General features: G+C 35.9%; 24 protein-coding genes. 11 read left to right on the forward strand and 13 right to left on the reverse strand.

The features are described 5' to 3' along the window. Window positions 1-220: 220 nt before the first annotated feature. Genes GHT08_RS06685 through GHT08_RS06700 form a run of 4 tightly spaced genes read right to left on the reverse strand, consistent with a single transcriptional unit; the run spans window position 221 to window position 4,381 of the window. Window positions 221-997, reverse strand: coding sequence for a PHP-associated domain-containing protein (locus tag GHT08_RS06685; RefSeq protein ID WP_163580665.1), 777 nt, complete (start codon window positions 995-997; stop codon window positions 221-223). Between the two features lie 12 nt (window positions 998-1,009). Next, window positions 1,010-1,819, reverse strand: a complete 810-nt coding sequence (locus tag GHT08_RS06690) for an energy-coupling factor transporter transmembrane component T family protein (protein ID WP_163580666.1) — start codon at window positions 1,817-1,819, stop codon at window positions 1,010-1,012. Then, on the reverse strand, window positions 1,803-3,500 hold the full coding sequence (locus GHT08_RS06695) for an ABC transporter ATP-binding protein (protein ID WP_163580667.1): 1,698 nt from the start codon (window positions 3,498-3,500) through the stop codon (window positions 1,803-1,805). Before GHT08_RS06695 ends, GHT08_RS06690 begins: the two co-directional genes overlap by 17 nt. Beyond that, window positions 3,497-4,381 carry a DUF8171 family membrane protein gene (locus GHT08_RS06700; RefSeq protein WP_163580668.1) on the reverse strand — a complete coding sequence of 295 codons (885 nt, stop codon included), beginning with the start codon at window positions 4,379-4,381 and terminating at the stop codon, window positions 3,497-3,499. The genes GHT08_RS06695 and GHT08_RS06700 overlap by 4 nt, the downstream gene beginning before the upstream one ends. A 175-nt stretch (window positions 4,382-4,556) precedes the next feature. On the opposite strand from GHT08_RS06700, the gene GHT08_RS06705 reads away from it, so the two are divergent. Then, the gene (locus GHT08_RS06705) at window positions 4,557-5,378 is read left to right on the forward strand and encodes a MurR/RpiR family transcriptional regulator (protein ID WP_163580669.1); all 822 of its coding nucleotides are present in this window, start codon (window positions 4,557-4,559) and stop codon (window positions 5,376-5,378) included. A gap of 116 nt (window positions 5,379-5,494) precedes the next feature. Beyond that, window positions 5,495-6,970, forward strand: a complete 1,476-nt coding sequence (locus tag GHT08_RS06710; protein WP_163580670.1) for a methyl-accepting chemotaxis protein — start codon at window positions 5,495-5,497, stop codon at window positions 6,968-6,970. Window positions 6,971-7,128: 158 nt separating this feature from the next. On the opposite strand, the gene paiA is transcribed toward GHT08_RS06710, so the two are convergent. Then, window positions 7,129-7,647 carry a spermidine/spermine N(1)-acetyltransferase gene (paiA, locus tag GHT08_RS06715; protein WP_163580856.1) on the reverse strand — a complete coding sequence of 173 codons (519 nt, stop codon included), beginning with the start codon at window positions 7,645-7,647 and terminating at the stop codon, window positions 7,129-7,131. A 21-nt stretch (window positions 7,648-7,668) separates the two neighbouring features. Then, complete coding sequence (locus GHT08_RS06720; RefSeq protein WP_163580671.1) at window positions 7,669-8,121, reverse strand: MarR family winged helix-turn-helix transcriptional regulator; 453 nt, start codon at window positions 8,119-8,121, stop codon at window positions 7,669-7,671. Window positions 8,122-8,297: 176 nt separating this feature from the next. Here GHT08_RS06720 and GHT08_RS06725 point away from each other — a divergent pair, with 176 nt between their 5' ends. The 3 genes from GHT08_RS06725 to GHT08_RS06735 all read left to right on the forward strand — a co-directional run bounded on the left by GHT08_RS06725 (window position 8,298) and on the right by GHT08_RS06735 (window position 11,487). Further along, window positions 8,298-8,981, forward strand: coding sequence for a response regulator transcription factor (locus tag GHT08_RS06725; protein WP_163580672.1), 684 nt, complete (start codon window positions 8,298-8,300; stop codon window positions 8,979-8,981). Continuing rightward, window positions 8,981-10,333: a sensor histidine kinase gene (locus GHT08_RS06730; RefSeq protein WP_163580673.1), complete on the forward strand. Its 1,353-nt coding sequence runs from the start codon at window positions 8,981-8,983 to the stop codon at window positions 10,331-10,333. The genes GHT08_RS06725 and GHT08_RS06730 overlap by 1 nt, the downstream gene beginning before the upstream one ends. Before the next feature lie 527 nt (window positions 10,334-10,860). Then, window positions 10,861-11,487, forward strand: coding sequence for a PepSY domain-containing protein (locus GHT08_RS06735; RefSeq protein WP_163580674.1), 627 nt, complete (start codon window positions 10,861-10,863; stop codon window positions 11,485-11,487). 415 nt (window positions 11,488-11,902) lie between these two features. Here the strand turns inward: GHT08_RS06735 and cyoE are convergent, their stop codons facing one another. The 6 genes from cyoE to GHT08_RS06765 all read right to left on the reverse strand — a co-directional run bounded on the left by cyoE (window position 11,903) and on the right by GHT08_RS06765 (window position 18,927). After that, a complete protein-coding gene (cyoE, locus tag GHT08_RS06740) occupies window positions 11,903-12,763 on the reverse strand; it encodes a heme o synthase (protein ID WP_163580675.1) in 861 nt (286 codons plus the stop codon). Window positions 12,764-12,775: 12 nt separating this feature from the next. After that, entirely contained in the window at window positions 12,776-13,618 is an 843-nt protein-coding gene (locus GHT08_RS06745; RefSeq protein WP_163580676.1) for an SAM hydrolase/SAM-dependent halogenase family protein, read from the reverse strand. A gap of 138 nt (window positions 13,619-13,756) precedes the next feature. Next, the gene (locus GHT08_RS06750) at window positions 13,757-14,011 is read right to left on the reverse strand and encodes a hypothetical protein (RefSeq protein ID WP_193568280.1); all 255 of its coding nucleotides are present in this window, start codon (window positions 14,009-14,011) and stop codon (window positions 13,757-13,759) included. 99 nt (window positions 14,012-14,110) lie between these two features. Beyond that, window positions 14,111-14,830: an SDR family oxidoreductase gene (locus GHT08_RS06755; RefSeq protein ID WP_163580677.1), complete on the reverse strand. Its 720-nt coding sequence runs from the start codon at window positions 14,828-14,830 to the stop codon at window positions 14,111-14,113. A 156-nt stretch (window positions 14,831-14,986) separates the two neighbouring features. Then, entirely contained in the window at window positions 14,987-17,614 is a 2,628-nt protein-coding gene (locus GHT08_RS06760; RefSeq protein ID WP_163580678.1) for a cation-translocating P-type ATPase, read from the reverse strand. Further along, window positions 17,611-18,927: a hemolysin family protein gene (locus tag GHT08_RS06765; protein WP_163580679.1), complete on the reverse strand. Its 1,317-nt coding sequence runs from the start codon at window positions 18,925-18,927 to the stop codon at window positions 17,611-17,613. The genes GHT08_RS06760 and GHT08_RS06765 overlap by 4 nt, the downstream gene beginning before the upstream one ends. A gap of 210 nt (window positions 18,928-19,137) precedes the next feature. On the opposite strand from GHT08_RS06765, the gene GHT08_RS06770 reads away from it, so the two are divergent. Together GHT08_RS06770 and GHT08_RS06775 are read left to right on the forward strand one after the other, a co-directional pair. Beyond that, window positions 19,138-20,040 (forward strand): ArsR/SmtB family transcription factor, encoded by a 903-nt coding sequence (locus tag GHT08_RS06770; protein WP_163580680.1) that lies wholly within the window; start codon window positions 19,138-19,140, stop codon window positions 20,038-20,040. Window positions 20,041-20,277: 237 nt separating this feature from the next. After that, the gene (locus GHT08_RS06775; RefSeq protein ID WP_163580681.1) at window positions 20,278-20,637 is read left to right on the forward strand and encodes a response regulator; all 360 of its coding nucleotides are present in this window, start codon (window positions 20,278-20,280) and stop codon (window positions 20,635-20,637) included. A 229-nt stretch (window positions 20,638-20,866) separates the two neighbouring features. Here the strand turns inward: GHT08_RS06775 and GHT08_RS06780 are convergent, their stop codons facing one another. Then, entirely contained in the window at window positions 20,867-21,421 is a 555-nt protein-coding gene (locus GHT08_RS06780; RefSeq protein WP_163580682.1) for a hypothetical protein, read from the reverse strand. 193 nt (window positions 21,422-21,614) lie between these two features. Between GHT08_RS06780 and ric the strand changes: the two genes are divergently transcribed. The 4 genes from ric (at window position 21,615) to GHT08_RS06800 (ending at window position 24,004) form a co-directional block, all read left to right on the forward strand. Beyond that, on the forward strand, window positions 21,615-22,316 hold the full coding sequence (ric, locus tag GHT08_RS06785; protein ID WP_163580683.1) for an iron-sulfur cluster repair di-iron protein: 702 nt from the start codon (window positions 21,615-21,617) through the stop codon (window positions 22,314-22,316). Between the two features lie 171 nt (window positions 22,317-22,487). Further along, complete coding sequence (locus GHT08_RS06790; protein WP_163580684.1) at window positions 22,488-22,787, forward strand: HesB/YadR/YfhF family protein; 300 nt, start codon at window positions 22,488-22,490, stop codon at window positions 22,785-22,787. Window positions 22,788-23,038: 251 nt separating this feature from the next. Further along, window positions 23,039-23,500, forward strand: coding sequence for a flavin reductase family protein (locus GHT08_RS06795; RefSeq protein ID WP_018930354.1), 462 nt, complete (start codon window positions 23,039-23,041; stop codon window positions 23,498-23,500). Between the two features lie 21 nt (window positions 23,501-23,521). After that, complete coding sequence (locus GHT08_RS06800) at window positions 23,522-24,004, forward strand: DUF1189 family protein (RefSeq protein ID WP_163580685.1); 483 nt, start codon at window positions 23,522-23,524, stop codon at window positions 24,002-24,004. Window positions 24,005-24,011 lie beyond the last annotated feature (7 nt).

Raw genomic sequence — 24,011 nt, forward strand, 5'->3', positions numbered from 1 at the left:
CGGCTGCCCCCTTCCCTTTCCATGGGGTTTGCCCTTCAGCTAACTTTTTCGAGCCAAAACCGCTCGAAAAAGTGGATCTTCAGGCCAAACGATTCCCCCAGGAGTGGAAATGGGCGGCCTTCGCTAAGATCTGCTTTACAACGCTAGAATGAAGTAATACGGTTGTTTTCATCTTTCTATATTAGAAAAAAGGATACCACCTTGGTGATATCCTTGAACTTTAAAGCGAAACTGTGTCTACTTCCTGCAAATACTTTTTCATATATTTTTTCACTAATGTAGCAGATTTCACTTTTAATTGTAATTGGTCGGAAATTCTTACTTGGTAATTTTGCTGGGCAATAGCTTGTTTTAATTCTTCGCTATTGCGGCAATCTTGCTCAAATACATTTACGATACTACCATATTGCAAAAATTGATGAGTATCACTTCCGCCAACAACAGGTAAATCAATTTCTTCCGCTAATTCAAGCAATTCTTGGCGGCAAGTCTCTACTCCTTTGGCATATAAATCCTTGCCATTTAAATCAAGTGCATCTAAGCTTTTCAACTGTTCCCTCGAAACGTTTTGCGCTAATGGCGTACTATCACGATAAGGATGTGCACCAATTTTTACCAGGGAATACTCGTCCGCAAGATCCATCAACAAATCAAACGGAATAAAATGATCCTCTTCGATATACTCTGATAATTGCTCACGTACAGCACAAACTTCCTTTCGATCACCAATTAACAAGATATGTCCCACTTCTTGAACATCCACTTCTATTCCTGGGAACAACTTCAATCCATCCAGATCATAATAACCATCTACATAGCTATAATGTTCATCTAAAAAGGAATAGATATCAAAGAATCGAATCGTATTAAAATGCTCCGTTAACACTAAAGCTGTTAATCCATTCTGTTTCGCCTCGACTATCATTTCGCGGAAATAATCCGGCATAAAATTAGATTTTTTTGAAATCTTTACATGGCTGTGAAAATCAATAATCATACAAACACCTTCCTATAACAATATAAATAAGGCTATCACGTAAATAGCAGAACCGAGCAAAAATAAATAATCTTGTCGTTTCATTTTTAATGAAGCTAATTTTAATTTCTTTACTTCAGGGTGATTAAACCCATACATACTTCCCTTTGTTTCTAACGCCTCCACGGTTGTTCGTGCCCTTTTCGCTGTCGATAACAACAATGGATAGAAAGAAAGCATCGCGATTTTAACAAAATATGCAATCGAGCGGATATATAAGAAACCATGTTTTTCAGGAGCTTTCCCTCGCAAACGGAATGACTGAAACACATGATGATATTCCTCTAATAAAGTAGGTAACATCCGGTAACCATAGGCAATACTGAAAGAAACCTGACCTGGCACCTTAATTTTGAGTAAGCCATCACTTAATTTATCTGGATTCATCGAACAAAAAACCGAGATACTTGCTAATGAAATCGTCGATAATTTAACGGTTAAGACAAGCAGTGGTAGCATCGTTGTCCAATTACCACCAAAAAATAATGATACGACTAATAAGTAGCCACCTTGCCCCAATAACCCTAAACAAAGAATAAAAATAATAAGTGGACTAATTTTCGCCATATATGTTGTCACCATCATAAACAGACACATACCAATCAATACACGGACATCATGAATAAACCACGGTACAATTCCAAAGAATAGGTACCAAATAAATAATGTTCTCGGGTCCAATTTTGCTAAGAAAGTATCGCCGTTTCCATATGCCGTATTAAGTAATTCAATTTTTACTTGTTCTACCGATAATTTATCGGCAAATTTACGCGTATACTCCATTATCGACTTCCTCTCTTTGATAACGCTCGATAAACTCCTGTACCGTATATGCAGGCTCTTCCCATCCTAATGATTTTGTAAGCGAAAAAACTTGTGGTGGCATAAGTCCTGCCTTTTCTAACAATCGATAATTTTGAAATACCGAAGCACGATCTCCGTCATGAAAGATTCTTCCTTCATGCATAACTATAATCCTATTAGCAAATTCACTGGCTAGCTGCATATCGTGTGTAGCGATAACGACTGCTTTTAATTGTCTTTTTAAGTCGTCCAGTAATTTGGTAATATGCTTTCTCGTTGCGATATCTAAATTAGCTGTTGGTTCATCTAACAACATAATCTCAGGATTCATTCCTACTCCAATCGCAAGTGATGCTCTTCGTTGCTGACCACCACTCAATAGGCGGCTGTCACGATCAGCAAGTTCAGTAAGCTCAAATTGTTTCAGTAATTTATCCACTTTTGTTTGATAATCTTTTACTTTACGAGATTTCATAAAAAATGCTACATCTTTCTCAACATAATCCTCGATAAACATTTGTTCAGGATTCTGATGAATATACGTTACTTTTTCCGCTAAATATTCAGGAGGTACATCTCTTGTATTCTCTCCATCGACGGTTACTTCTCCAGTCGCAGCCTTTACCAATCCTGTCATCAAACGCATAAACGATGATTTTCCTGCCCCATTATTTCCGACTAAAGCGATATAATCGCCTTCATGAATCGTACAATTAATTTCATGTAATACTTGTTTCTTTTCTCTTGTAATCGTTTTATAGGCAAAGTCAACATCTTCGTATGACACAATTGCTTGCTTCTGCTCCCTACTAAAAATATGTGTACTTTCTTTTGGTTCTGCAGTGGAAAAATGAGTCAAGCCTTCTTCTAACGTAACAGGTAACTTTCCGTCCATTCCTGTTTCCCGTGCTCCTTGTGTCACCTGTGGCGGATAAATCTGGTGTGCAAGTAGGGTATCAACTTGATTTAACGCCTCTGTAACTGGTAACGAAAAATGGATCGTTCCTTGATCCATCAGTACCACTTTCTTAGCATAGGAAGCAACAAATTCCGTATGATGTTCAATAACAATGATCGTCTTGTCGTGCACTTCGTTTAATTCGGTTAAAATATCATAAATATCTTTGGCATGATGTGGATCAAGTTGGGCAACCGGCTCATCAATGATAATGATGTCAGGATTCAATGACAATACACTTGCTAATGCTAATAGGTGCTTTTGTCCACCACTTAACTGCCAAATAAAAGCATCCTTCTGCTCCTCTAAGCCAACTAATTTTAAGGCTTGGAGTCCTCTTTCGCGGAAATCAGGCAGTCCATAGTGCAGAGGAGCAAAAGACGCATCCTCTAACACTCTTGGACTAACAATCTGATTTTCAAAATCCTGATAAACATAGCCAACATGCTTGGATAAATCTGCTACTTTATAATCCGTAGTTTTATAACCATTTACTGTCACTTCTCCAGATATATCACCAACATAATAATGTGGAATTAAACCATTCAACAGCTTACACATTGTTGACTTACCACTACCATTTCCACCTAATATTGCAATAAAATCCCCTTTTTCAATCGATAAATTGATATTATTTAATACTGGATGTTCGGCACCTGGATACTGAAAGGTGACATTTTTTACTTCAATTTGAGATGTCATGATGGAATCTTTTCCTCCTGTTGATCAGCAGTGTTTGTATTTGATTTTTTCTTGATCATAAACGTAATCGTAATAATTGCTACTATTAACGCAACTCCAAGACTTATCCAAATAAACCAATCTCCAAACATTTCTAGGAAATCTGCTTCCCATTCGACATTAAAGCCTGCTTCTGAAAGATATTCAAATAGAAAAGCTGCAGCCGCAAGAAAAATACCTGTAACGATTAATCGTGGACCAACAATTTCACCTAATGAATAGCGATCATGACGATCACGTGGTTTCATACCTAATAGCGGTTCGATTTTTCCATATAATCTCGGTACTAAATATAAAGTTGGTAACAAGGCAAATAGAATTCCTGAGAACAAGACATCATTAAGAAAAGCAAAGCCTTCCACAACTACAACACTTTCGGCTAACCCTGGTACAGCTTCTAACTCTTCGACACCGACCCAAACTTTTAAAATATCGACCATTGCACTAATCGCCTGATGAATAACCACACCTAAAATCGCAGCAATTCCGACTTGCACCTTGTTTTTGGGGTCACGTACAAATGTCCCTGCTACATACATCGCTAATGAAAAAGCGATAAACTTCTCCAATTCACCAAAGCCACCGAATTGGCCGAGCATCAACTCACCGAAAATCACTTCTCCTAAAGATGCACCAATCGCAGCATATAATGGATGGAATAAAATACATAATGTTAAAGGAATAAAAGCAAAATACTCAATCGAAAATTCGATTGGACCAAGGTATGCACTTGGCACCAATTCCGTAATCATATTTGACAGACCATACAACGACATAGATAAAATAAAGACCATCATCTTTTGTGACTGTGTTAGCGTATAACGTTGATTTAATGTTGCCATTTTTCTACCTCCTTTATTTGATTAATTTCATTGTAAAGTAGGTTTGTTAATCTATGTTTGGAATGAAGTTAAGAGAGTGTAAATTTGTTAACTTTTATTTTCATAATGTAAATTTTTTATCATAATCAGTTATGAGGAAGATTCATTTGCTAGAATACAAACGAGGAGGGATTATATGCTGCCATTTTCCATTGAAAAAGATCGATTAACACCTAGTCAAATGAAAATAGCAAACTACATTTCTAAGCATTTGCAACAAGTCTTACTATCAACAGAGAAGGAAATTGCACAAGAGGTGGGAGTAAGTATAGCCACCGTTTCTCGCTTCTGGTCGATGATTGGCTACCACAATTTAAAAGATTTTAAACAACAGATGAAAAAGAAGTTAGAAGTATCTCCTGCAGGTAAGATTAAACGAGTACCAACGCAACCATCACATTATCTAACATTAGAAAAAAGTCTATCATTACTGCAAGAAACGTTCGATAATATGGACCAAGCCCGCTTTCAACAAGCACTTGACCTACTTTATCGGGCCAATCATGTTTATATTTTTGCTAGCGGACCTTCCAAAGGATTAGGTGAATTACTTGTGTATCGAATGAAACGTTTTGGCATATCGATTCACTTAATAGAACACCAAGGAAATGAATTGTTAGAAGAGTTGATTCATTTTAAACAAGAGGATGTTGTGATCGTCTTTGCGTTTGGTAGGTTACTGCCTGAAGCGAGAGTGATCTTGGACTACCAGCGAGAAATTCATTTTCAAACCATTATGATTACCGATCAATTAATAGCAGATTTCACATCCTTGTCAACTATTACTTTATTTGCAAGTAGAGGGGACCCTAACGAATTCCATTCTATGATAGCACCTACTATATTAGTGGAAAACCTTATACTTGGATTAAGTTTAAGAGACCACACAAAGAATATTGAAAGATTGGAGCACTTATCCTGTTTAAGACAAAAGTATGATAAAGAGCTTCCACGATAAAAATAAATACGTCTATATCCCTATAATTGTAAAAATGTATTGTAACTATTTACTTATTTATTTATACTTAAAGTAATAGAACATCATTTCATACATAGGAAAGGAAGACTATAGACATGGACTTTATTCAAACGATGAAACACAACGATACCAAGCATAAGAATATTCTAATGATAAGCATTCTAGCGATTATGATGAGTGCAGGAATTATATTATCATTCGTTACGAATCAAACGACCTCAACTATACTCTATAGTAGTGAGCTCATTTTAGGTGTTATCTTTTTTATCATATTTCAAAAAGGAATAAATAAACCGCATGTTTTACCATATTTACTTGTTATCATGTACTTCAGTCTTATCTTTGTTTTTATAGCTATTCAAGGAGCAAGTGCATCGATTTTTATTATCGTTCTCTTCCTAAGCATATTTTCAGGCATTCAAATGAATCGTAAAGTGTTTTACACAGGATTTGTTATTGGTTTGTTGGTGATAGGATATAATTTCTATGTAATGGATAAATCGGATCAATTAATGGTAGATTTATTCCTATATTCTTTAATCACCTTTTTGTTAACGGCAGTGATTTTTCACTTCATTATTAAAATGGCAAATAACCAAATGACACAACTTGCCGACTTGTTACAATCATCTGAATTAGATAGTTATAACAAAGAACAACAAGGACAAGTGGTCGAAAAATCGATTACGAACATCTTGGAAAAAATTGCACAGGTTAATGACAAATTGCAAGACAATGTCAAAACACAAAATGATCTAAATGCTACCATTCAAGAAATCTCTCAAGCTAGTCAATCACAATCAGAGCAAATTTCTGATATTTCCAATGCCACCAATGATACACGGCAAAATATCGATATCGTCGAACAGACATCTCAGCACCTCTATGACGAAGCTTTACAAGCGAGTGAATTAACATTGTCTGGTAAAGAAAAAATGGACACATTAAACGAAAATAATCGTATCTTAGAACAGACGATCGGTGATTTAAGCAGAACCTTTGCTGAATTAACCGATAAAATCAAAGAAACAAATGGTTTTGCTGACAATATTAAAGAAATTACCGAACAAACTAATTTACTTGCCTTAAATGCATCTATTGAGGCAGCACGTGCTGGTGAAGCAGGGAAAGGATTTGCCGTTGTAGCGGATGAAATAAGAAAGCTCGCTGACTTAACAGGTGAGACAACTGAAAAAATCACAAGCAATTTATCCGCATTAAATGATACAAATGACTCCGCGGTTGCCCAGATGGATAAGAGTATGCAAAATTTTGTCGATGGTATGCAAACGTCTGAGCAAGTAACTGGCTATTTTGAAAGACTCACGACAACGATGGGAACATTAAATGACGCGTTACAGAACTTTTCCCAATTAGCTAAGCAAGTACAGCAACAATCAAATGGTGTAGATGGGTCTACTAATGATTTAGCCGCGATTATCGAAGAGACTTCTGCCAGCTTAGAAGAAATGAGTTCAACGATTACTACCTTAACCGAAAGCAACAAAGAGTTGGCTGAATTATTAGATGAAGCAGTTGAGGACTCAGAAACATTAAAGAAACAGTTCTAAATTTTATAAAAGGATAGAGGAGCAGGATAATTATGCTCTATCTATCCTTTTTTTGTATTTCACATGCCCTAGATATTTGTTTTTCAGTGGCATTTAAAATATTCGCGGTGAAGAATGATTGTAGCTTAACTTAGCTTTTAGTTCTTTCCTATTGAATTTTACATGAGTGTTTTGCTCATGATAAAGTCCGTTTGTTCCTCGTCACCCATATAAAAAGAGTGGATCCCGGTTTGCACAAACCCCATTTTCTGATAAAAGGCAATAGCCTTTTCATTTTTTTCCCATACGCCAAGCCAGACTATCTGTTTATTTTGCTCGATGGCAATTTCCATCGCTTTATCTAACAAATATTTGCCTAGCCCATGTTTTTGGAACGTACTCTTTATATAAATCCTTTCGATTTCAAGTGAATCATCATCCATTTCTTCAGACTGTGCATCATTGGTATTGACCTTTAAATAGCCAGCAATTTCATTATGAAAATAAACAAAATAGAATTGCGAAGAAACATTGGATAATTCTTTTTCTAATTGTTTCACGTTAAATGCCTTTTCCAAATAAGCATTCATATTTTCAGGTGAATTCTGATGTTTAAATGTCTCATTAAATGTTTCATAACTAATTTCTTGAAGTTTATATAAATCTTCAAAGGTACACTGTCTTATATTGATCATCATTTTCATATGGCGCTCCTTTAATCAATAATCTCTCTTGTTCCCTTTTTTAACAAATTCCCAATCTTTTTCTATATTTTCTCTTACTCTTTGAAGAAGGTTAGAAATGGTTTCTATTTCTTTTTCGGAAAATCCGTTCAATGCAACCGTATTGGAATAATCGTTTTCTCTTTTGATAAATGGGTAAACATTCTCTCCTTTCGCTGTTGGAAAGAGTTTTTTTATTTTTTTGTTATGATTATCTGCTTTCTTTTCAATAAAACCATTTAATTCAAGTTTTTTTATAGCCCGTGCTGCTGTTGTTCGATCTACTTTTATCATTTCAGCTAGCTTTTCTTGAATAATTCCTGGGTTTTCACATATGCGCACAAGATACAAATACTGCCCCTTTGTTAGGTCGAATTCTTTAAATTCTATATTACTTATAGAATCTAAAGCCCTTGCTATCATCCCGATTTCACGAAGTATTTCCTTCATCATTAACTCCTTAGCACTTATTTTTATGGTAAATGCAACAATAATGACACCAATTTAACTTATCTTATTTTTATTGTATTTGCAACAAAAACAGACAATTACTAATCACTTTTCACCTCTTACTAACTGCTACCTTTCCAATTTTGTGCTATATTTATTGCTAAGGAGAGGATTACATGACAAAGATTCTGATTGTGGAAGATGAAGAAAAGCTAGCTCGTGTATTAGAACTAGAATTAGGCTATGAAGACTACCAAACTACGATTGCTACTGATGGACAGACGGCTTTTCAACTTTTACAGGAAAATGATTATGATCTTGTTTTATTAGATATCATGCTACCAGGGATGAGCGGACTTGAAATACTCAGACGCTATCGCAAAACGAATACTGCTACACCAATCCTTCTATTAACTGCTCGTGACGAAGTACATGATAAAGTCTCTGGCTTGGACTTAGGAGCTAATGATTATATAACCAAGCCATTTCAAATAGAGGAATTGTTAGCAAGAGTCCGAGCACAACTACGGCAGGCCGGACCAGCTAACTCTCAGCAAGACCAACTAAACTATCAAGATTTAAAGATTGATTTGCAGTCACGAGATGTGACAAGAAATGGTGAAATAATTGATCTCACTCCGCGTGAATATGATCTACTTACCTTCTTATTACGAAACAAAAACCAAGTCTTCAGCCGTGATCAATTGTTGGATAAAGTCTGGGGATTTGATTATGTTGGAGATACTAATGTTGTCGATGTCTATATCCGTTATATCCGCAATAAAATCGATAAACCTTTCCAGAAAGTAACCATTCAAACCGTTCGGGGTGTTGGTTATACCATAAAGGATGTTAAATGATGAAACTACGAACGAAAGTACAACTTTTTCTTAGTGGATTTATGGTTCTCGTTATTTTTCTCATCAATAGTGCTGTTTATGTTTTATACGAAGATCGGGTTAGTGATAATGAACTGAATCGAGTCAAGGCAGATGCAGAAAGCATAATGGAGGCGATAGTGAAAAGCTCAACTGTTGCGATTGAACAGGATAATTTACTGACAGCATTTCTTCCTGCCAATGGTATTATCCGTATTATTGATGAAAATGGAGAGCTTATTGAAAATGCCAGTACAGAGGATCAATTTGATGATTGGCCCTTTTCCTATTCACAAACTGAAAAGAGTCTTATAGCAAAAGATGAAAATAAAACTCCCTATGCACAAGTTTTGATGCCGATCATTTGGGAGGATGGTTCAATCGTTACATTACAAGTTAATGAAGCATTGTACTCCATGGAAGATTCATTACGTACACTTCGACTTGTTTTATTTCTTACCGCGGGAGTCATGCTCTTCCCTGCATTATTTGCCGGATATTTTTTGTCGCGCTATATTACCAGTCAAATTCAGACACTAACATTAGAAATGAGGAAAAATCCGAAGAATGGAAAATGGGAGAAACTCGCCATTAAGAGGAAGAATAACGATGAGATTAGTGAAATGCAGCAAGCTTATAATGCCATGATAGATCGGATCGAGGAAAATAGACAGAAGCAAGAACGCTTCGTTTCTGATGCTTCTCATGAGCTTCGCACCCCTATTTCTGTCATTAAAAGCTATACTGAATTATTACAACGACGAGGAAAAGATAAACCGGAAATTTTTGAGGAAGCAACGAATGCCATTCTTTCAGAATCTGATCGGATGCAGCATTTGACAGAACAAATGCTTATTTTAGCCAAAAATGAGGATCAAGAAAATTTATTATTTGAGCAAGTGAATATCAGTCAGATTACACGGGACATTATTCGGTCATTATCCACTGCTTATCAACGTGAAATTAAATATTATCATGAAGTGGATCAAGACATCACCGTAAGTGCAGACCGTAGAAAAATTCATCAGGCGATTTATATTCTAGTTGATAATGCATGCAAATATAGTGAAGACATCGTTATCGTAAGGATGCGAGATAAACAGCAACTGTTATCGATTGATGTGGTGGATAAAGGAGAAGGTTTATCTGCTGAAGATCAAGAACATATTTTTGACCGCTTTTACCGTGTGGACAAAGCTCGCAGTCGAAAGGCTGGTGGGACAGGTCTTGGTCTAGCTATTTGCCACCAAATTATTCAGGCACATGGAGGAAGTATCCATATTACGAGTCAAGTGAATGAAGGGTCAACCTTTATACTTACATTACCAAAATGAGCTTATTTTTCTCATCAAATTCTCATTTTTTTCTCATGGTCTGCTCATAGTATTGGGATAAACTATACGTAACATCTACAACGAATAATAGAAATTATAAAGCTTAGTAGTAATTTCCTATATCATACCTTGCATTTTCACAGGGATGACAACTCAAATTGCCTGATCTGACACATGTTGTAGCACATGTATAAAGCGAAGGCCGCCCACTTCCACTCCTGTGGGAATCGTTTGACCTGAAGATCCACTTTTTTAAGCGGTTTTGGCTCGAAAAAGTTAGCTGAAGGACAAACCCCACGGAAAGGGAAGTGGGCAGCCGGAGCGGTGGTCAAGTTGTTCAAATATTTCATCATTACTACTAAAGTAAAAAGTATAGCGAAGGCGACCGTTTAGAAACGTAGTGGCTTCATAATTAACTGAGATAAAGGAATCACGGTGAGCATGGGACTGATGATACTAAGGCCGCTTTATTCAAAGAGGGAAATTTTATAATTTTTCAGAACACAAGGAATGAGGAGTGATCATGGATGAAAAAAAAGCTTTTATATCCCTTAATTGTAGTAATCATAATCGGTGGTGTATTTGCCATTTACAATTTCACTTCTTCTCCTGCTGATGCCTATTTATCAGAAGAAGAAGCGAAAGAAAAAATATCGAAACAATACTCCGGTGAAATCGCAGAAATAGAATTAGAAGAGGAAAATAACCAAAAAATATATAAAGTAAAAATCAAGGGAACAGATCGTGATTATGAGTTGAAAATAGATGCAGAAACGGGAGAAGTATTACTGTTAAATGAAAAAGCTGTAACCGAAAGTGACAACTCTACTAGAAATGAGGATACTGCAGTTGATGATAATACGGAACAAGAAGATAACAGTGGAACTGACAATAAAGAAGATCGTAATGATAGTAGCAATGAAGAAACTAAGCAGCAATCAAATAACACATTAATTTCTGCAGAAGAAGCAAGAGGTATTGCATTAGATCAATATCCAGGTGCGGAAATTACTGATTTTGAACAGGATGAAGATGATGGAAGATATCTATATGAAATCGAATTGATAACCGACAAAGAAGAAATTGATTTGGAGATTGATGCATATACCGGTTCCATTATTTCCATTTCTAAAGATGAACTTGATGAGGACTAAAAGAAGATAACATATGCTCAAGCAAGCGCAAAGTTCTGGAGGTAAACGACACTATTATTATGGAGGCGGACATTTAATCCTTTATTAAGTTACTTTTGTTAAAAAACTGCGTTATTTTGGATGAATAGCGTAATAGATGTCCGCTATCATCATAAAAACGGCACTTTTGTCACAAATAGCGGAACAAATGTCCGCCAACGCCTTATTACAAAGCGAAGTATCTTGCTGAAGCGTATCAAAGTACTTATTTGAATTCAAATCTACGCCAAGTTATTTCACAATATGTTTAGTTCATAGCTCAAAGCTGACAAGCACCAATTTTTATACTTTCCCGACACAAAAGATGCCCCTCACCAGTGGAAGGAAGGGCATCTTTTTAGATATTCGATAAAATTGTTTTTTAGCAAGAATGGCATCAAACAAAAACAACATACAATCCATACACTACTAACAAATAAACTAATGAACTCGCAAATAAGAAGTTTGCCCATTTTTTTACTGATTGTGTTTTAAACCCGCTAACTCCAATGATTAACCAACCAACATTTAGCAATGTGATGAGGATATAAAACAATGTGCTGTATCCACTCAAAAATAAAGGAATAAATAGCAGCAACACTATATAAATATTCGTCCTACGAATTGTACTCTGCAATCCACGTACGACGGGTAGCATTTTTAACCCTGATCTTGCATAGTCTTCATACTTCCGAATAGCGATTGCATAGGTATGTGGCATTTGCCAAAGAAACATAATCGCAAAAAGACTTAGTGGAATAGGGTGAAACGCTGAATCGATTACTCCCCACCCCATCAATGGTGTAACTGCACCTGATAAACTGCCTATGTGCGTATTCCAAGTTACTTTTCTTTTCGTCCAAATTGTATATACAACAACGTACGTATACCAACCAATAAAACCATAAATGGCAACCTCTAAATTAATTAGTAGCAATAGAAATTGCCCAATTAAACTCAAAACTATTCCCATTATCAGAATCGTACGTAAAGAGATAGATCCGGTGACAGTTGGCCTGTTTTTAGTCCGTTCCATTAATTTGTCAACATCTGCTTCTAACCAATTATTTAATGTCAAAGCACCTGCAACCAACATTACACTACCGATCAGCAGCAATAAGAAATCAACCGAGTAGTCACCGAAGCTAATATTATAATAACGTGCGGCGATAATAAATCCGAGCACTGTCGGTAACACATTCGCAATTAATACAAATCGTTTAAATAAATACTTTAATTCTGTCAACACACTTATCATTCATTGAACTCCTTAAACCTTCTTTATATAAACATGCCAGCTTGAACCAGTTCCAATATTGTGAGCTTTAGCAAATGAGCCTTGATTGATGGCCACTGCCATGTTATCCAAAGAATTGACATACAACACTGGCTCTCCAATCTGAATGGCTGCGAAAGAACGACCAAACGTCATCTTATTTCGATATACCCTTCTCGTGTCATGGAGAATTTCTATCTCTACTGCTTCCCCATAATCAATATTTAATTGGAGAAAAAGCTCTCTACTAATATTGGTCCACAAATTACCAAAACGGACATCCAATATATCAATCGTCCCACTTATCATTTGCTCCTCAAGTTTTGGTTCATAAAATGGCAGACGGACAATATCTTCTATTTCTAATTCCGGTCCAACGTTATCAAAGGAAATCACTCCTGCAGCTATTCGAGCACCTGTATAGGCATAAATATCTCGGCCATGAAAAGTATGAGAAGCTCCTGACTTTGGTAACCGATTGACCTCTTCATCAATTTCTCTAATTTGCTTGATGCCAATTTTATTATAAATATGTGTTAGCGTACCATTATCTGGTGTAACAATATATTGATTATTCTTTGTTTTGACAACCACACTTTTACGTTCTGAACCGACTCCTGGATCTACGACAGATACAAAAACAGTATTTTCTGGCCAATAGGACACTGTTTGTAATAATCGATAGGAACCCGACCAAATATCAAATGGTGGTATATCATGAGTATTATCAAATATGTTAACGATTTTACTTACACTATGCGCAACACCTTTCATTGCACTAACTGCTCCATCCTCTAATCCAAAATCTGATTGTAATACTAATGGATTCATCATCATGATTACCCCTTTCTATGCTTAGCACCATTATACTATTAACTAACAATGAAATGAAAGAATATCATTTGTATTCTAAATACTTAGTTCTTGCATGAAAAACAGGCACCCGCTATTGGATGCCTGCTTTTCTTCATATAGTTAAAATGTTGGCCAATCATTACGCCAGTCTGTAGATACTACGTAAAATTCATTATTCGCCTCGAATATCGATGGATCATGTACTGGATCATCAATTCCTAATGCAGAGTCATAGTCACCATATTCCCCAGCCATTTCCAACAAACCAGCCTCTTCACTATTTGATAAACCATTTGATTCATCACTATAAAGATTAACTACTATTAATATACCTAATTCTACTACAATAGCAATCCACACATTTAATTTATCCAAAATAAAATCCACATTCCCCTGTAATTCTCCGTACACATTATAGCATAACATTAACAATAATGTATACGATTACAGATAAAAGTGGATTAGATTAACAAATTAGATATCCATATGATTCCCATTATCATCAATAAATGCAAATGAACTCGATTTCCAGCCATTTTCTATAAGATGATATATATGATCGGCTGTATCATCAGGATCTTTTGGTGCTTTCTCTCCCCCCATGCCTGTTTTCATCCATCCTGGATGTACAGATACAACTTCCACTGGTTCATCCTTCAAATATACCTTTAATTTCTCAGTCAGCATATTCAAAGCCACTTTTGTCATACCATAAGGATAGTCACCACTATAAGCATTGGTAAGACTTCCAGCTTCAGAACTAATATTAATAATCGCTTGTATTTCTGCCACATGTTGTTTAAGGCCTATTCGTAAAACTGGAAGGAAATGTTTCACTACTCGCATTGGTCCTAAAGTGTTCACATCAAATGCTTGCAGTACGGCATTCATATCCAATTCTTCAATCGTCTTTTCTCGTTCATTTAAAATAGCTGCATTATTTATAATCACATCTAAATATTGATCGGTCAATTTCACAGCTTCCGCGGCTTGCTTGACTGATTTTTCATTCGTTACGTCCATATGTATAATCCGAAGTTGTCCTTCATAAGATTCTTTTAAATTTTGCAATTCTTTTATATGTTTATCCGCTACAGAACGAACAGCAGCAAAAATAATATTACCTTGTTTCAGACCACTACGCACTAAGGCTAAACCTAAGCCTCTATTAGCTCCTGTAACTAAAACTTTCATCATTTCACCCCATTCTCTAAAATTGTAAACCCTTACATATATCTTATCATAATTTCCCATCTAATTGGTGAAAAAGTAATAAAATAGCGCTACTGCTGACGCGATATTCTTATTAGATCGCCAACAGTAGCACTAGTCTTACGAACAAACCATTATTTACTTTTTATTTTTAATCACCTTCACACTTTCCATTAGTATTACACTTCCGAGTGCTAATGCAAAAGCAATGAATCCTTGGCTCCAGCCAAATTCAGCTGGAATATGGAATACTTCTCTTGCGAAAGGCATAATCGTAATCGAATATAGTACAAACCCAACTACAACAGCCCCTAGTACATATTTATTTTGGAAAAATCCTGCACCAAAAGCAGTCTGGACATTTGACCTTGCCGGGAAGGTTTGTAACGTCCGCGACAGAATAAGGGTGGTAAATGCCATTGCTACTCCCATTCCTTCTGAGTGCTGTAATCCAATATAATGAGAGATAATAACTGCCACCCCAATTAATAACCCTCGGACAATGACCGATCGTAATGTACCTTCAGCGAAAATCCCCTCATCGATTTTTCGTGGCTTACGCTTCATGACGTTTGGTTCTGATTTTTCCATCCCTAATGCGATAGCAGGTAAAGAATCATTAACAAGGTTGATAAATAATAATTGTAATGCTGTGAACGGATTGGCCCAATTCATGATTACAGCAAACAAAATCGCAATAATTGCACCTAAGTTACCAGCAAATAAATATGCAATCGACTTTTTGATATTATCGAAGACCGTACGTCCTACACTTACTGCTTTTACAATCGATACAAAATTATCATCGGTTAAAATCATTGCTGCCGAATCCTTGGCCACATCGGTTCCACTTCCCATGCCAATGCCAATATCAGCCTGTTTTAATGCTGGTGCATCATTGACCCCATCACCTGTCATTGCAGTAATTTGGTCTTTGCGCTGCCATGCTTTCACAATTCGGATTTTATTTTCAGGTGAAACTCGGGCATAAACAGCAATTTGTTCTAATTTCTCGTCTAACTCTGTATCAGTCATATTGTCCAATTCTTTACCAGTAACAGCTAAATCACCTTCAGCCATTAATCCGATATCCTTACCGATCGCTTCTGCGGTTGTTTTATGGTCACCGGTGATCATGACAGGTTTTATACCTGCTTTTTTTGCCTCCTCAATGGATCCATAAACTGCATCTCTTGGTGGATCCATCATTGCTGTAAAGCCGATTAAAGTGAAATCTTGTTCATCATCTAATGTGATCTGTTGATCTTCATCAATTTTTTTATATGCAAAAGCTAAAACACGTAAAGCTTGCTTGGAGTACCGCTCATTTTGCTTCTCTAAATGTTCCAGCCATTCTGAAGTTAGATCTTGTTGCTCTCCGTTAACTAAAATAGTACTTGCACGGTCTAACATTACATCTGGACCGCCTTTGATTAACATCAACCGTTCTCCATCAATTGTATAGACAGTCGACATCATTTTTCTTGCAGAGTCAAAAGGCAGTTCTGCTTCACGCTTATATTTATTTCGCAATTCCTTATATGGCTGGTTTTGCTTATCCGCTAATCGAATCAGCGCAATTTCTGTCGGATCACCAATTTCATTGTTATCTTCATTAATATAGGAATCATTACAAAGCGCTGCAGTTTGAATGAGTAATCGTTCACTTTTCACCCATTTTTTATTACTGAACGGATCCTCTATTTCCGGCAAATATACTTCTGTAACAGTCATTTTATTTTGGGTTAATGTCCCGGTTTTATCGGTACAAATGACACTCGTAGAACCAAGTGTTTCTACTGCCGGTAAGCGGCGAATGATCGCGTGCTGCTTCGCCATTTTATTAGTGCCCACTGATAAAACAATCGTTACAATCGACTGCAAAGCCTCAGGAATAGCTGCTACTGCAATTGCAACCGAGAACATTAAAGCATCTAAGATTGCTTTTGTCATATCAACATTAGCATCATTAAACCAAATCCGACCAACTTGTACGGCAAAGATAACGATACAAATAAGTAAAATCGCAATCCCTAACTTTTTGCTGAAAGAATCCAGTTTTCGTTGCAATGGTGTTTGTTTTGCTTCCGCTGTTTCAATCATTTCGGCAATTTTTCCAATCTCTGCATTCTCGCCAGTTGCTGTCACAACGAAAGTACCTCGTCCATTAACGACCAACGAACTGGAAAACACCATGTTTTTCTGATCACCGATTGATACTTCCTCTTGGATCGATTCAGTGACTTTTTCTACCGCATCAGACTCACCTGTCAGCATGCCTTCATTAATTTTTAATGATTCAGCTTCCATAAGACGACCATCTGCTGGAATGTAGTCCCCTGCCTCAAGCAAGACAATATCACCAGGCACTAATTCACGAGCCATTATGGTATGATTTGTGCCATCGCGAATTACTTTAGCCTCTGGCGCGGACATATCCCGAAGTGCATCTAGCGAACTTTCTGCCTTCTTCGTTTGCACCACACTAATAATGGAGTTTAACAAAATAACGACGAAAATAATGATCGATTCTATTAATTCACCCAATACTAATTGGACGGTTGCAGCCACGAGGAGAACAACGACCATTGCGTCTTTAAAACTTTCTAAAAACAGCTTCCATGTTGGTATTTTTTCTTTATCAGCGAATTCGTTATAGCCTTCCTGTTCAAGTCGGTTGTTGGCTTCGTTTACTGTCAATCCCTCGGATAGTGATACTTCCCACTTATCTAATACTTCCTGCTTTGTTTTTTGATAACTGCTCAAGATTTATTCCCTCCTGATTCGATCGTAATCAGTACCTTTTCTATACGATAATCGGATATTTCAACTGCTTCAAATATCAGATTTTTATAAGAAATGGCTGGACGTTCTGAATTTTTTGGAATGTATCCTAGCTGATGAACCATAAATCCATTTACCGTCTCGAAATCCTCGGAAGGTAACTCCATTTGAAAAGCTTCCTCCAATAAATAGAGATGAGTCGTTCCCTCTACCTCATATTGATTCGTATTAACCTTTTTCACACTGCTTGCCTCATCTTCACCTGGTAAATGATGTTCACTTAATATTTCTCCAACAATCTCCTCGATCATATCTTCCATTGTAATAAGACCATCAATTCCCCCATATTCATCGACAACCATCGCGATATGGATGTTATGTTTCTTCATATCGCGAAAGGCGACATCAATAGGTTGAGACTCCATTACATAATAAGGCTCACGTAAGAGGTGATTCCACGTTTGGTCATTTGTTTTTAAATAAGAAAACATGTCCTTCATATGTAAAACACCAATAATATGATCGATATCCTCCTCATAAACCGGAAAACGAGTAAAACGTTTATCATTAATGATATCTAATATTTCCTCGATACTTGACTCCACATTAATCGCCGTAATATCTGTTCTGTGTGTCATAATATCGGAGACGGTTTTATCATTAAACTCAAATATATTATGAATCATCCGTTTTTCATCATTTTCAATCGTTCCACGTTCACCACCAATATCCACCAGCATTCTAATTTCCTCTTCATTTGCCTCTTCCTGTTTGGCATGTGGGTCTACTCCAAACAATTTTACGATTAAGTTCGTCGACAGATTCAATATTTTAACAAACGGATAACTAATTTTAAATAGTATCGATAATGGACTAACTGTTTTATAAGCTATTGTCTCTGCCTTTTGCAAGGCTAATTGCTTCGGTACTAGTTCTCCAATTACCAATGTAAAGTATGAAAGTAGAATCGTAATCGTAACAACAGCGATTGTTTTCATTAATGGTATAGCGATCGGTACACCGATATCCACTAACCATTCTGCTAATGGCCCGGCAAAACGATCGGCAGCAAATGCACTAGCGAGGAAGCCTGCTAAGGTTATACCGATTTGAATCGTTGCCAAAAAGCGGCCAGGTTCTGATAATAAAGCCTGTAATTTAATTGATTTTTTGTCACCTTGTTCTGCTCTTTTCTTTATTTTATTATCATTCAATGCTACTAGCGAAATCTCAGAAGCTGCAAAAAACGCATTGATCAATATTAGTAATACAAGAATAAGAAAAGATAATACCAAAATATCACCTACTTTTCACCAGTCTTATCATTGTTATACCCAAAATAAACGATAACAAGACCATTTTTTTGATAATACATGATAAAAAATGTCAAATTCGGATGAAACCTGTTACAAAATATGTCATAATAGATTATAATAGAAAAAATATTCTTAATATGTGATAATAAAAATAATTTAATTAGTACTCAGAAAGTAGTTGGTGGAATTATGCAATTAGAAATAGATAAGTCGTCCTTACCAGTATATGAAGCATTAGCAAGCCAAGTCAGATTAGAAATTATCCAATTATTATCGAAAAATAAAATGAATATAAAGGAACTATCCAGTGTTTTAGGGATCAGTAGTCCGATTGTGACCAAACATATCGAAAAGTTAGAAAAGGCTGGTATCATTCGAACTGAAAAGATACCGGGGAAATCAGGGTTGCAACGAATCTCCATACTAAAAGTGGACCACATTGAAGTCAATTTTCCTAAAAAAATCTATCATTCATTTGCTACATATGAAACGTCAGTACCTATTGGTCATTACACAGACTACCATGTTGTACCTACTTGTGGCTTAGCGACTAGTAAAGACTTTGTTGGCCCGGTAGATCAAACCAAATATTTTATGGACCCTAAGAGGATGGATGCAAGAATATTATGGTTCACACAAGGATTTATTGAATATAAAACTCCGAATTTTTTGCAAGAAGAAGATCAATTACAACAAATGGATATCAGTTTTGAAATCTCATCGGAGTTTCCATTTTCAAACGAAGTATGGCCATCTGACATTACTTTCACTTTAAACAATATCGAGTTAGGAACATGGCAAAGTCCAGGGGATTTTGCGGATACTAGAGGTAAATATACTCCTGACTGGTGGCCACACAATATTAACCAATACGGGCTACTAAAAACGATTCGAATCACGTCACATGGCACCTATATGGATGGGGAACCTTTGTCAGATGTAACCATTCATGATTTAGACACTACTGTAGATGGATGGAAATTAAGAGTGGAAGTAAAAGAAGATGCCGAACATGTAGGTGGAGTTACATTGTTCGGAAAAGAGTTCGGGAACCATGATCAGGATATTAATTTTAAACTGTATTATATTTAATAGCTAGCTCTTTCATAATGAAGGTTGAAAAGCAAGAATCCGTCTCAATTTATTGGACGGATTTTTTCTATTAGAAAAATTATATATTTCATATCTTTACTACATCGCAAATTCTATCCTTCTAAAACTTTTTCCATTCTAAAGTGAAAAAACAGCTTCACAACGCTTTATACTTCCTTTAAAATAAAAGCAGAAGAATGTCGAATTATGAAATGAAAAGAAAATGAGGGAACAGCGATGAAAAAAACAGTCATCATTGCAGATGATTCACGGTTTATGAGACAGTGGCTTAAGCAGAAAGTCGAACAACATCCCTATCAAGTTGTTGCGGAAGCCTCAACTGGTCTAGAAGCAGTGAAAGCATATCAACAATATAAACCAGATATTATCATCTTAGATATCGTTATGCCAAAATCGAACGGATTAGATGCCTTACTAAAAATCAAAGACTTAGACCCAAACGCTAATGTCATCATGGCCTCTTCCCTCGCCACTCACGATAACGTAACAAGGGCATTGAAATATGGAGCCAAAGACTTTATCGTCAAACCACACTTTCATAATTTAATACAAATTATGGATAATATTTTCGATTAGCAGCTATCCAACCTTATCTAAATAGATAATCGTTTGTAGAGCGGACATTTATTCCGTTATTCGGTTCATTTAAGTTAACATCAGAGCTTTTTTCAATGAATAACGGAACAAATGTCCGCGCTCAGCCCTGAAATAATCTATTTAACTAAAAACACAGCAAGTTCTAGGTGAGTTTATCTCCACTAAGACCTTTAAAAAAGCTTGGCATTCGTCTAGCCAAGCTTCCTAATTAAAATAATTCGTAATAGCTTTCTTGTCCAAGGTGCTGTACATATTTGTCCGCCAACTCTTTTAAATTCGTAGATTCTTCTAAAAAGAGCCACTGATCATCTTTTTCACCTGTATAAGATTTACGTTCTACTTGAAATGCTCTCGTATCTTTATCCAATAATGTAAAACATAACTGCGCATCATATGTTTTATATTTCGGATCGGACAACGCCTCAACAATCAAAGGGTTCTCATCGAATGGGACGGGATTTTCGTACGTATATAAATAGATACTTTTTTGTCTGATATCTAATTTATAATCCTTAATTGGACTATTATTTTCCATACTCTCTTTAAGTAACTGCACTTCTTCATCAGTTATTTTCCGCCTTGACTTCTTTGTTAAAAAGACTCTTCCATTCGGATGTTCATATATTTCATAACCTTCTGGAATGCTATCAACTGAAGTATTAGAATCATCTTTTTTAAAATAATAGGAAGGATTACCTTTGTTCGTTTTCCTTACATGTAAATAGTACTCATCTCCACGAAAATTCGTATATTTCACTGCCATCTTTACACCACCTTTAGTTTCATAGCCGATACATAATCTCAAGATTTTGCTTTCATTAGTATAACAAAAATCAGAATAAAGTGAAACTTTGAAAAAAGCCATGTTTGCTATTAAATAATGTGATTTGTATCACAAATAACTCCTTATCCTTTTGTTACAGTAAAAGTAATACAAGTAAAGGAGGAACAATATCATGAGGGAATTTCAATTAACTGATACACCTGCAAATATTGTCAAAATATATCCGAAAGCTAGTGATTTTTTCAAGAAGGAAAAAATTGATTTTTGTTGTGGCGGCGATCAACCTCTTCAATCCATTCTTGATAAGAAAAAAAGACCAGTTGATGGGGAACAGCTTATTGGCTCGATCAATGAATCCTACCAAGCATGGATAGAAACCGGGAATAAAGAGATCAATTGGGAGAATGTCACTTCTTCAGAATTGGTTGATTATATTATGCAACATCATCATCACTATTTACATGAAGAGTTAACACCGCTCAGTCAGTTTGTTACAAAAATATACCGAGTACACGGTCCGCATCATCCGCACCTTGAAGATTTATATAAATTATTTCACCAATTCAAAATGGAAATGGAAGGTCATATGATTGAAGAAGAACGAGATTTATTCCCGCTTTTTGAAAAATATGAAGTGGAGCCAAGCGAAACATTAAAAAAGCACATTTTCCAATTAAACAAAACGATGATCGAGGATCACGAATTTGTAGGTGAAATCATGCAACAAATGAATGAAATAACCAATGACTATACATTGCCAGAAGACGCATGTAATTCATACAGGATCACCTATGCTAGACTAGCAGAGCTAGAACAAAACACGTACCAACATATACACTTAGAAAATAATATACTCTTTAAGTCCATTTCATAGGATAGTAAAGACGCTAATAGTAGGATTAGCGTCTTTTACATATTTTCGACAATTTCCCGGGGAATAATTCCAGATAATTGTATTGGTTTATAATTATATAGTGTAAGAATGATAATTATTGGGAATAGCTTAAAGAGAATTATTTTAGTGTCATTAAAGGAGTGCATACGCATGGAAATCAAAATATCAGATCAAGCATTACAATGGTTTAAAGATGACGTTGGGGTAAGCGATGGAGATACAATTAAATTTCAAGCTAAATATGGTGGTTATAGCCCGATACATGAAGGTTTTTCACTAGCCTTTGCACTAAATGAACCAATGGAAGATACGATTACAACTACGGAAAGAGATGGCATTACCTTTTTTATTGATGCGACAGATGCATGGTATTTTGAAGGGTATAATTTAATTGTCGAATATAATGAACAACTAGATGAAGTTGCATATGATTATGAAGAAATCCAGTAAAGAGTGAGGAAATCCCTCACTCTTTTTCTTTTGCTAAATCTCCCATACTCTCGAACCAAATACAACGAAACAGGAAGAAATTATGTTAAAATAAAGGAAGACTTATCAGGAAGTTAGCGACCGTCACCACCCGCTTTATAACTTTACACTTGAAGTTGGAGTCTTACGGACAGTTAGTAACGTGATAAAGCAAACTTAATAGAATGTTCCGTATAATTTCCCGATATATTCTATAAAGGAGGTTTTAATCGATGAGCAAGCAGGAGTTCCGCAAAGCGATGAGTAAATTTGCGACAGGAATTACTGTCGTAACATCGGAATTTGATAATGAGATACAAGGAATGACAGTCAATGCATTTATGTCTGTGTCTTTGGATCCACAGTTAATTACTATTTCACTAGATTCCAAAACGAATTTCTACCAAAATGCCGATAAAATTAAACGATTCGGCGTTAGTATTTTACGAGAAGAACAACAAGAAATATCCATGATCTTTGCTAAACAAATAGAAAAAGAATATAAAGACTTTACAACTTTAGACGGTATACCAGTCATAGATCATGCACTCACTACATTGGCATGTACCGTAGTCAATACGGTTGAAGCAGGTGATCACTTACTGATTATTGCAGAAGTAGACGAAATCAAATTAGACGAAGGTAATCCAATTCTTTATTACAACAGTACATATAAAAGAATAGTGGATGAATAGAGAAGAGTACGGAGGATAGTCATGGCCATTCTTGCAATCTTACGAAATAGTGCAATATTACCTAAAAAAGAAGCGATGTTTTGGTTAAATCGAGTAAGCATGAGGGACACACTCGTTTATCTTTTTCTTATATTCTTTATTAGCTTCTTACCTAATGTCATTTTAATGATAGCAAACTTTGAACAAGGTCAATCTCACATTTCTTTTAGTCAATTTCTACTGCAAATTATTGTCTTTTATCCCTTTTTTATCATGTTTATCGTTGTTACAGGGGTTTCCATATTAGCAATCGGTCCCTGGATACTAAAAATCTTTCTGCAGCGCAAATTAGCATATCAACAATTATGGAAGATGACATCCTTTGCGTTACTATGGCCATTAATCATTTATCACCTGTTATTTTTCACGCCACTACCAACTTCCTTTGCTTTTTTGGTTGGTTTAGTGTTGTTATATATAATCCTATATCAAATGATTTTGATTTACCCCAAAAAAAGAAAGTGAGGGAGTT

The sequence above is a fragment of the Gracilibacillus saliphilus genome (assembly GCF_010994085.1).
Taxonomy (GTDB): Bacteria; Bacillota; Bacilli; order Bacillales; family Amphibacillaceae; genus Gracilibacillus; species Gracilibacillus lacisalsi.

Coding starts and splice junctions, on each gene's coding strand:
- GHT08_RS06685 (WP_163580665.1), bottom strand. CDS start 997: ATGATTATTGATTTTCACAGCCATGTAAAGATTTCAAAAAAATCTAAT.
- GHT08_RS06690 (WP_163580666.1), bottom strand. CDS start 1,819: ATGGAGTATACGCGTAAATTTGCCGATAAATTATCGGTAGAACAAGTA.
- GHT08_RS06695 (WP_163580667.1), bottom strand. CDS start 3,500: ATGACATCTCAAATTGAAGTAAAAAATGTCACCTTTCAGTATCCAGGT.
- GHT08_RS06700 (WP_163580668.1), bottom strand. CDS start 4,381: ATGGCAACATTAAATCAACGTTATACGCTAACACAGTCACAAAAGATG.
- GHT08_RS06705 (WP_163580669.1), top strand. CDS start 4,557: ATGCTGCCATTTTCCATTGAAAAAGATCGATTAACACCTAGTCAAATG.
- GHT08_RS06710 (WP_163580670.1), top strand. CDS start 5,495: ATGGACTTTATTCAAACGATGAAACACAACGATACCAAGCATAAGAAT.
- paiA (WP_163580856.1), bottom strand. CDS start 7,647: ATGATGATCAATATAAGACAGTGTACCTTTGAAGATTTATATAAACTT.
- GHT08_RS06720 (WP_163580671.1), bottom strand. CDS start 8,121: ATGAAGGAAATACTTCGTGAAATCGGGATGATAGCAAGGGCTTTAGAT.
- GHT08_RS06725 (WP_163580672.1), top strand. CDS start 8,298: ATGACAAAGATTCTGATTGTGGAAGATGAAGAAAAGCTAGCTCGTGTA.
- GHT08_RS06730 (WP_163580673.1), top strand. CDS start 8,981: ATGAAACTACGAACGAAAGTACAACTTTTTCTTAGTGGATTTATGGTT.
- GHT08_RS06735 (WP_163580674.1), top strand. CDS start 10,861: ATGAAAAAAAAGCTTTTATATCCCTTAATTGTAGTAATCATAATCGGT.
- cyoE (WP_163580675.1), bottom strand. CDS start 12,763: ATGATAAGTGTGTTGACAGAATTAAAGTATTTATTTAAACGATTTGTA.
- GHT08_RS06745 (WP_163580676.1), bottom strand. CDS start 13,618: ATGATGATGAATCCATTAGTATTACAATCAGATTTTGGATTAGAGGAT.
- GHT08_RS06755 (WP_163580677.1), bottom strand. CDS start 14,830: ATGAAAGTTTTAGTTACAGGAGCTAATAGAGGCTTAGGTTTAGCCTTA.
- GHT08_RS06770 (WP_163580680.1), top strand. CDS start 19,138: ATGCAATTAGAAATAGATAAGTCGTCCTTACCAGTATATGAAGCATTA.
- GHT08_RS06775 (WP_163580681.1), top strand. CDS start 20,278: ATGAAAAAAACAGTCATCATTGCAGATGATTCACGGTTTATGAGACAG.
- GHT08_RS06780 (WP_163580682.1), bottom strand. CDS start 21,421: ATGGCAGTGAAATATACGAATTTTCGTGGAGATGAGTACTATTTACAT.
- ric (WP_163580683.1), top strand. CDS start 21,615: ATGAGGGAATTTCAATTAACTGATACACCTGCAAATATTGTCAAAATA.
- GHT08_RS06790 (WP_163580684.1), top strand. CDS start 22,488: ATGGAAATCAAAATATCAGATCAAGCATTACAATGGTTTAAAGATGAC.
- GHT08_RS06795 (WP_018930354.1), top strand. CDS start 23,039: ATGAGCAAGCAGGAGTTCCGCAAAGCGATGAGTAAATTTGCGACAGGA.
- GHT08_RS06800 (WP_163580685.1), top strand. CDS start 23,522: ATGGCCATTCTTGCAATCTTACGAAATAGTGCAATATTACCTAAAAAA.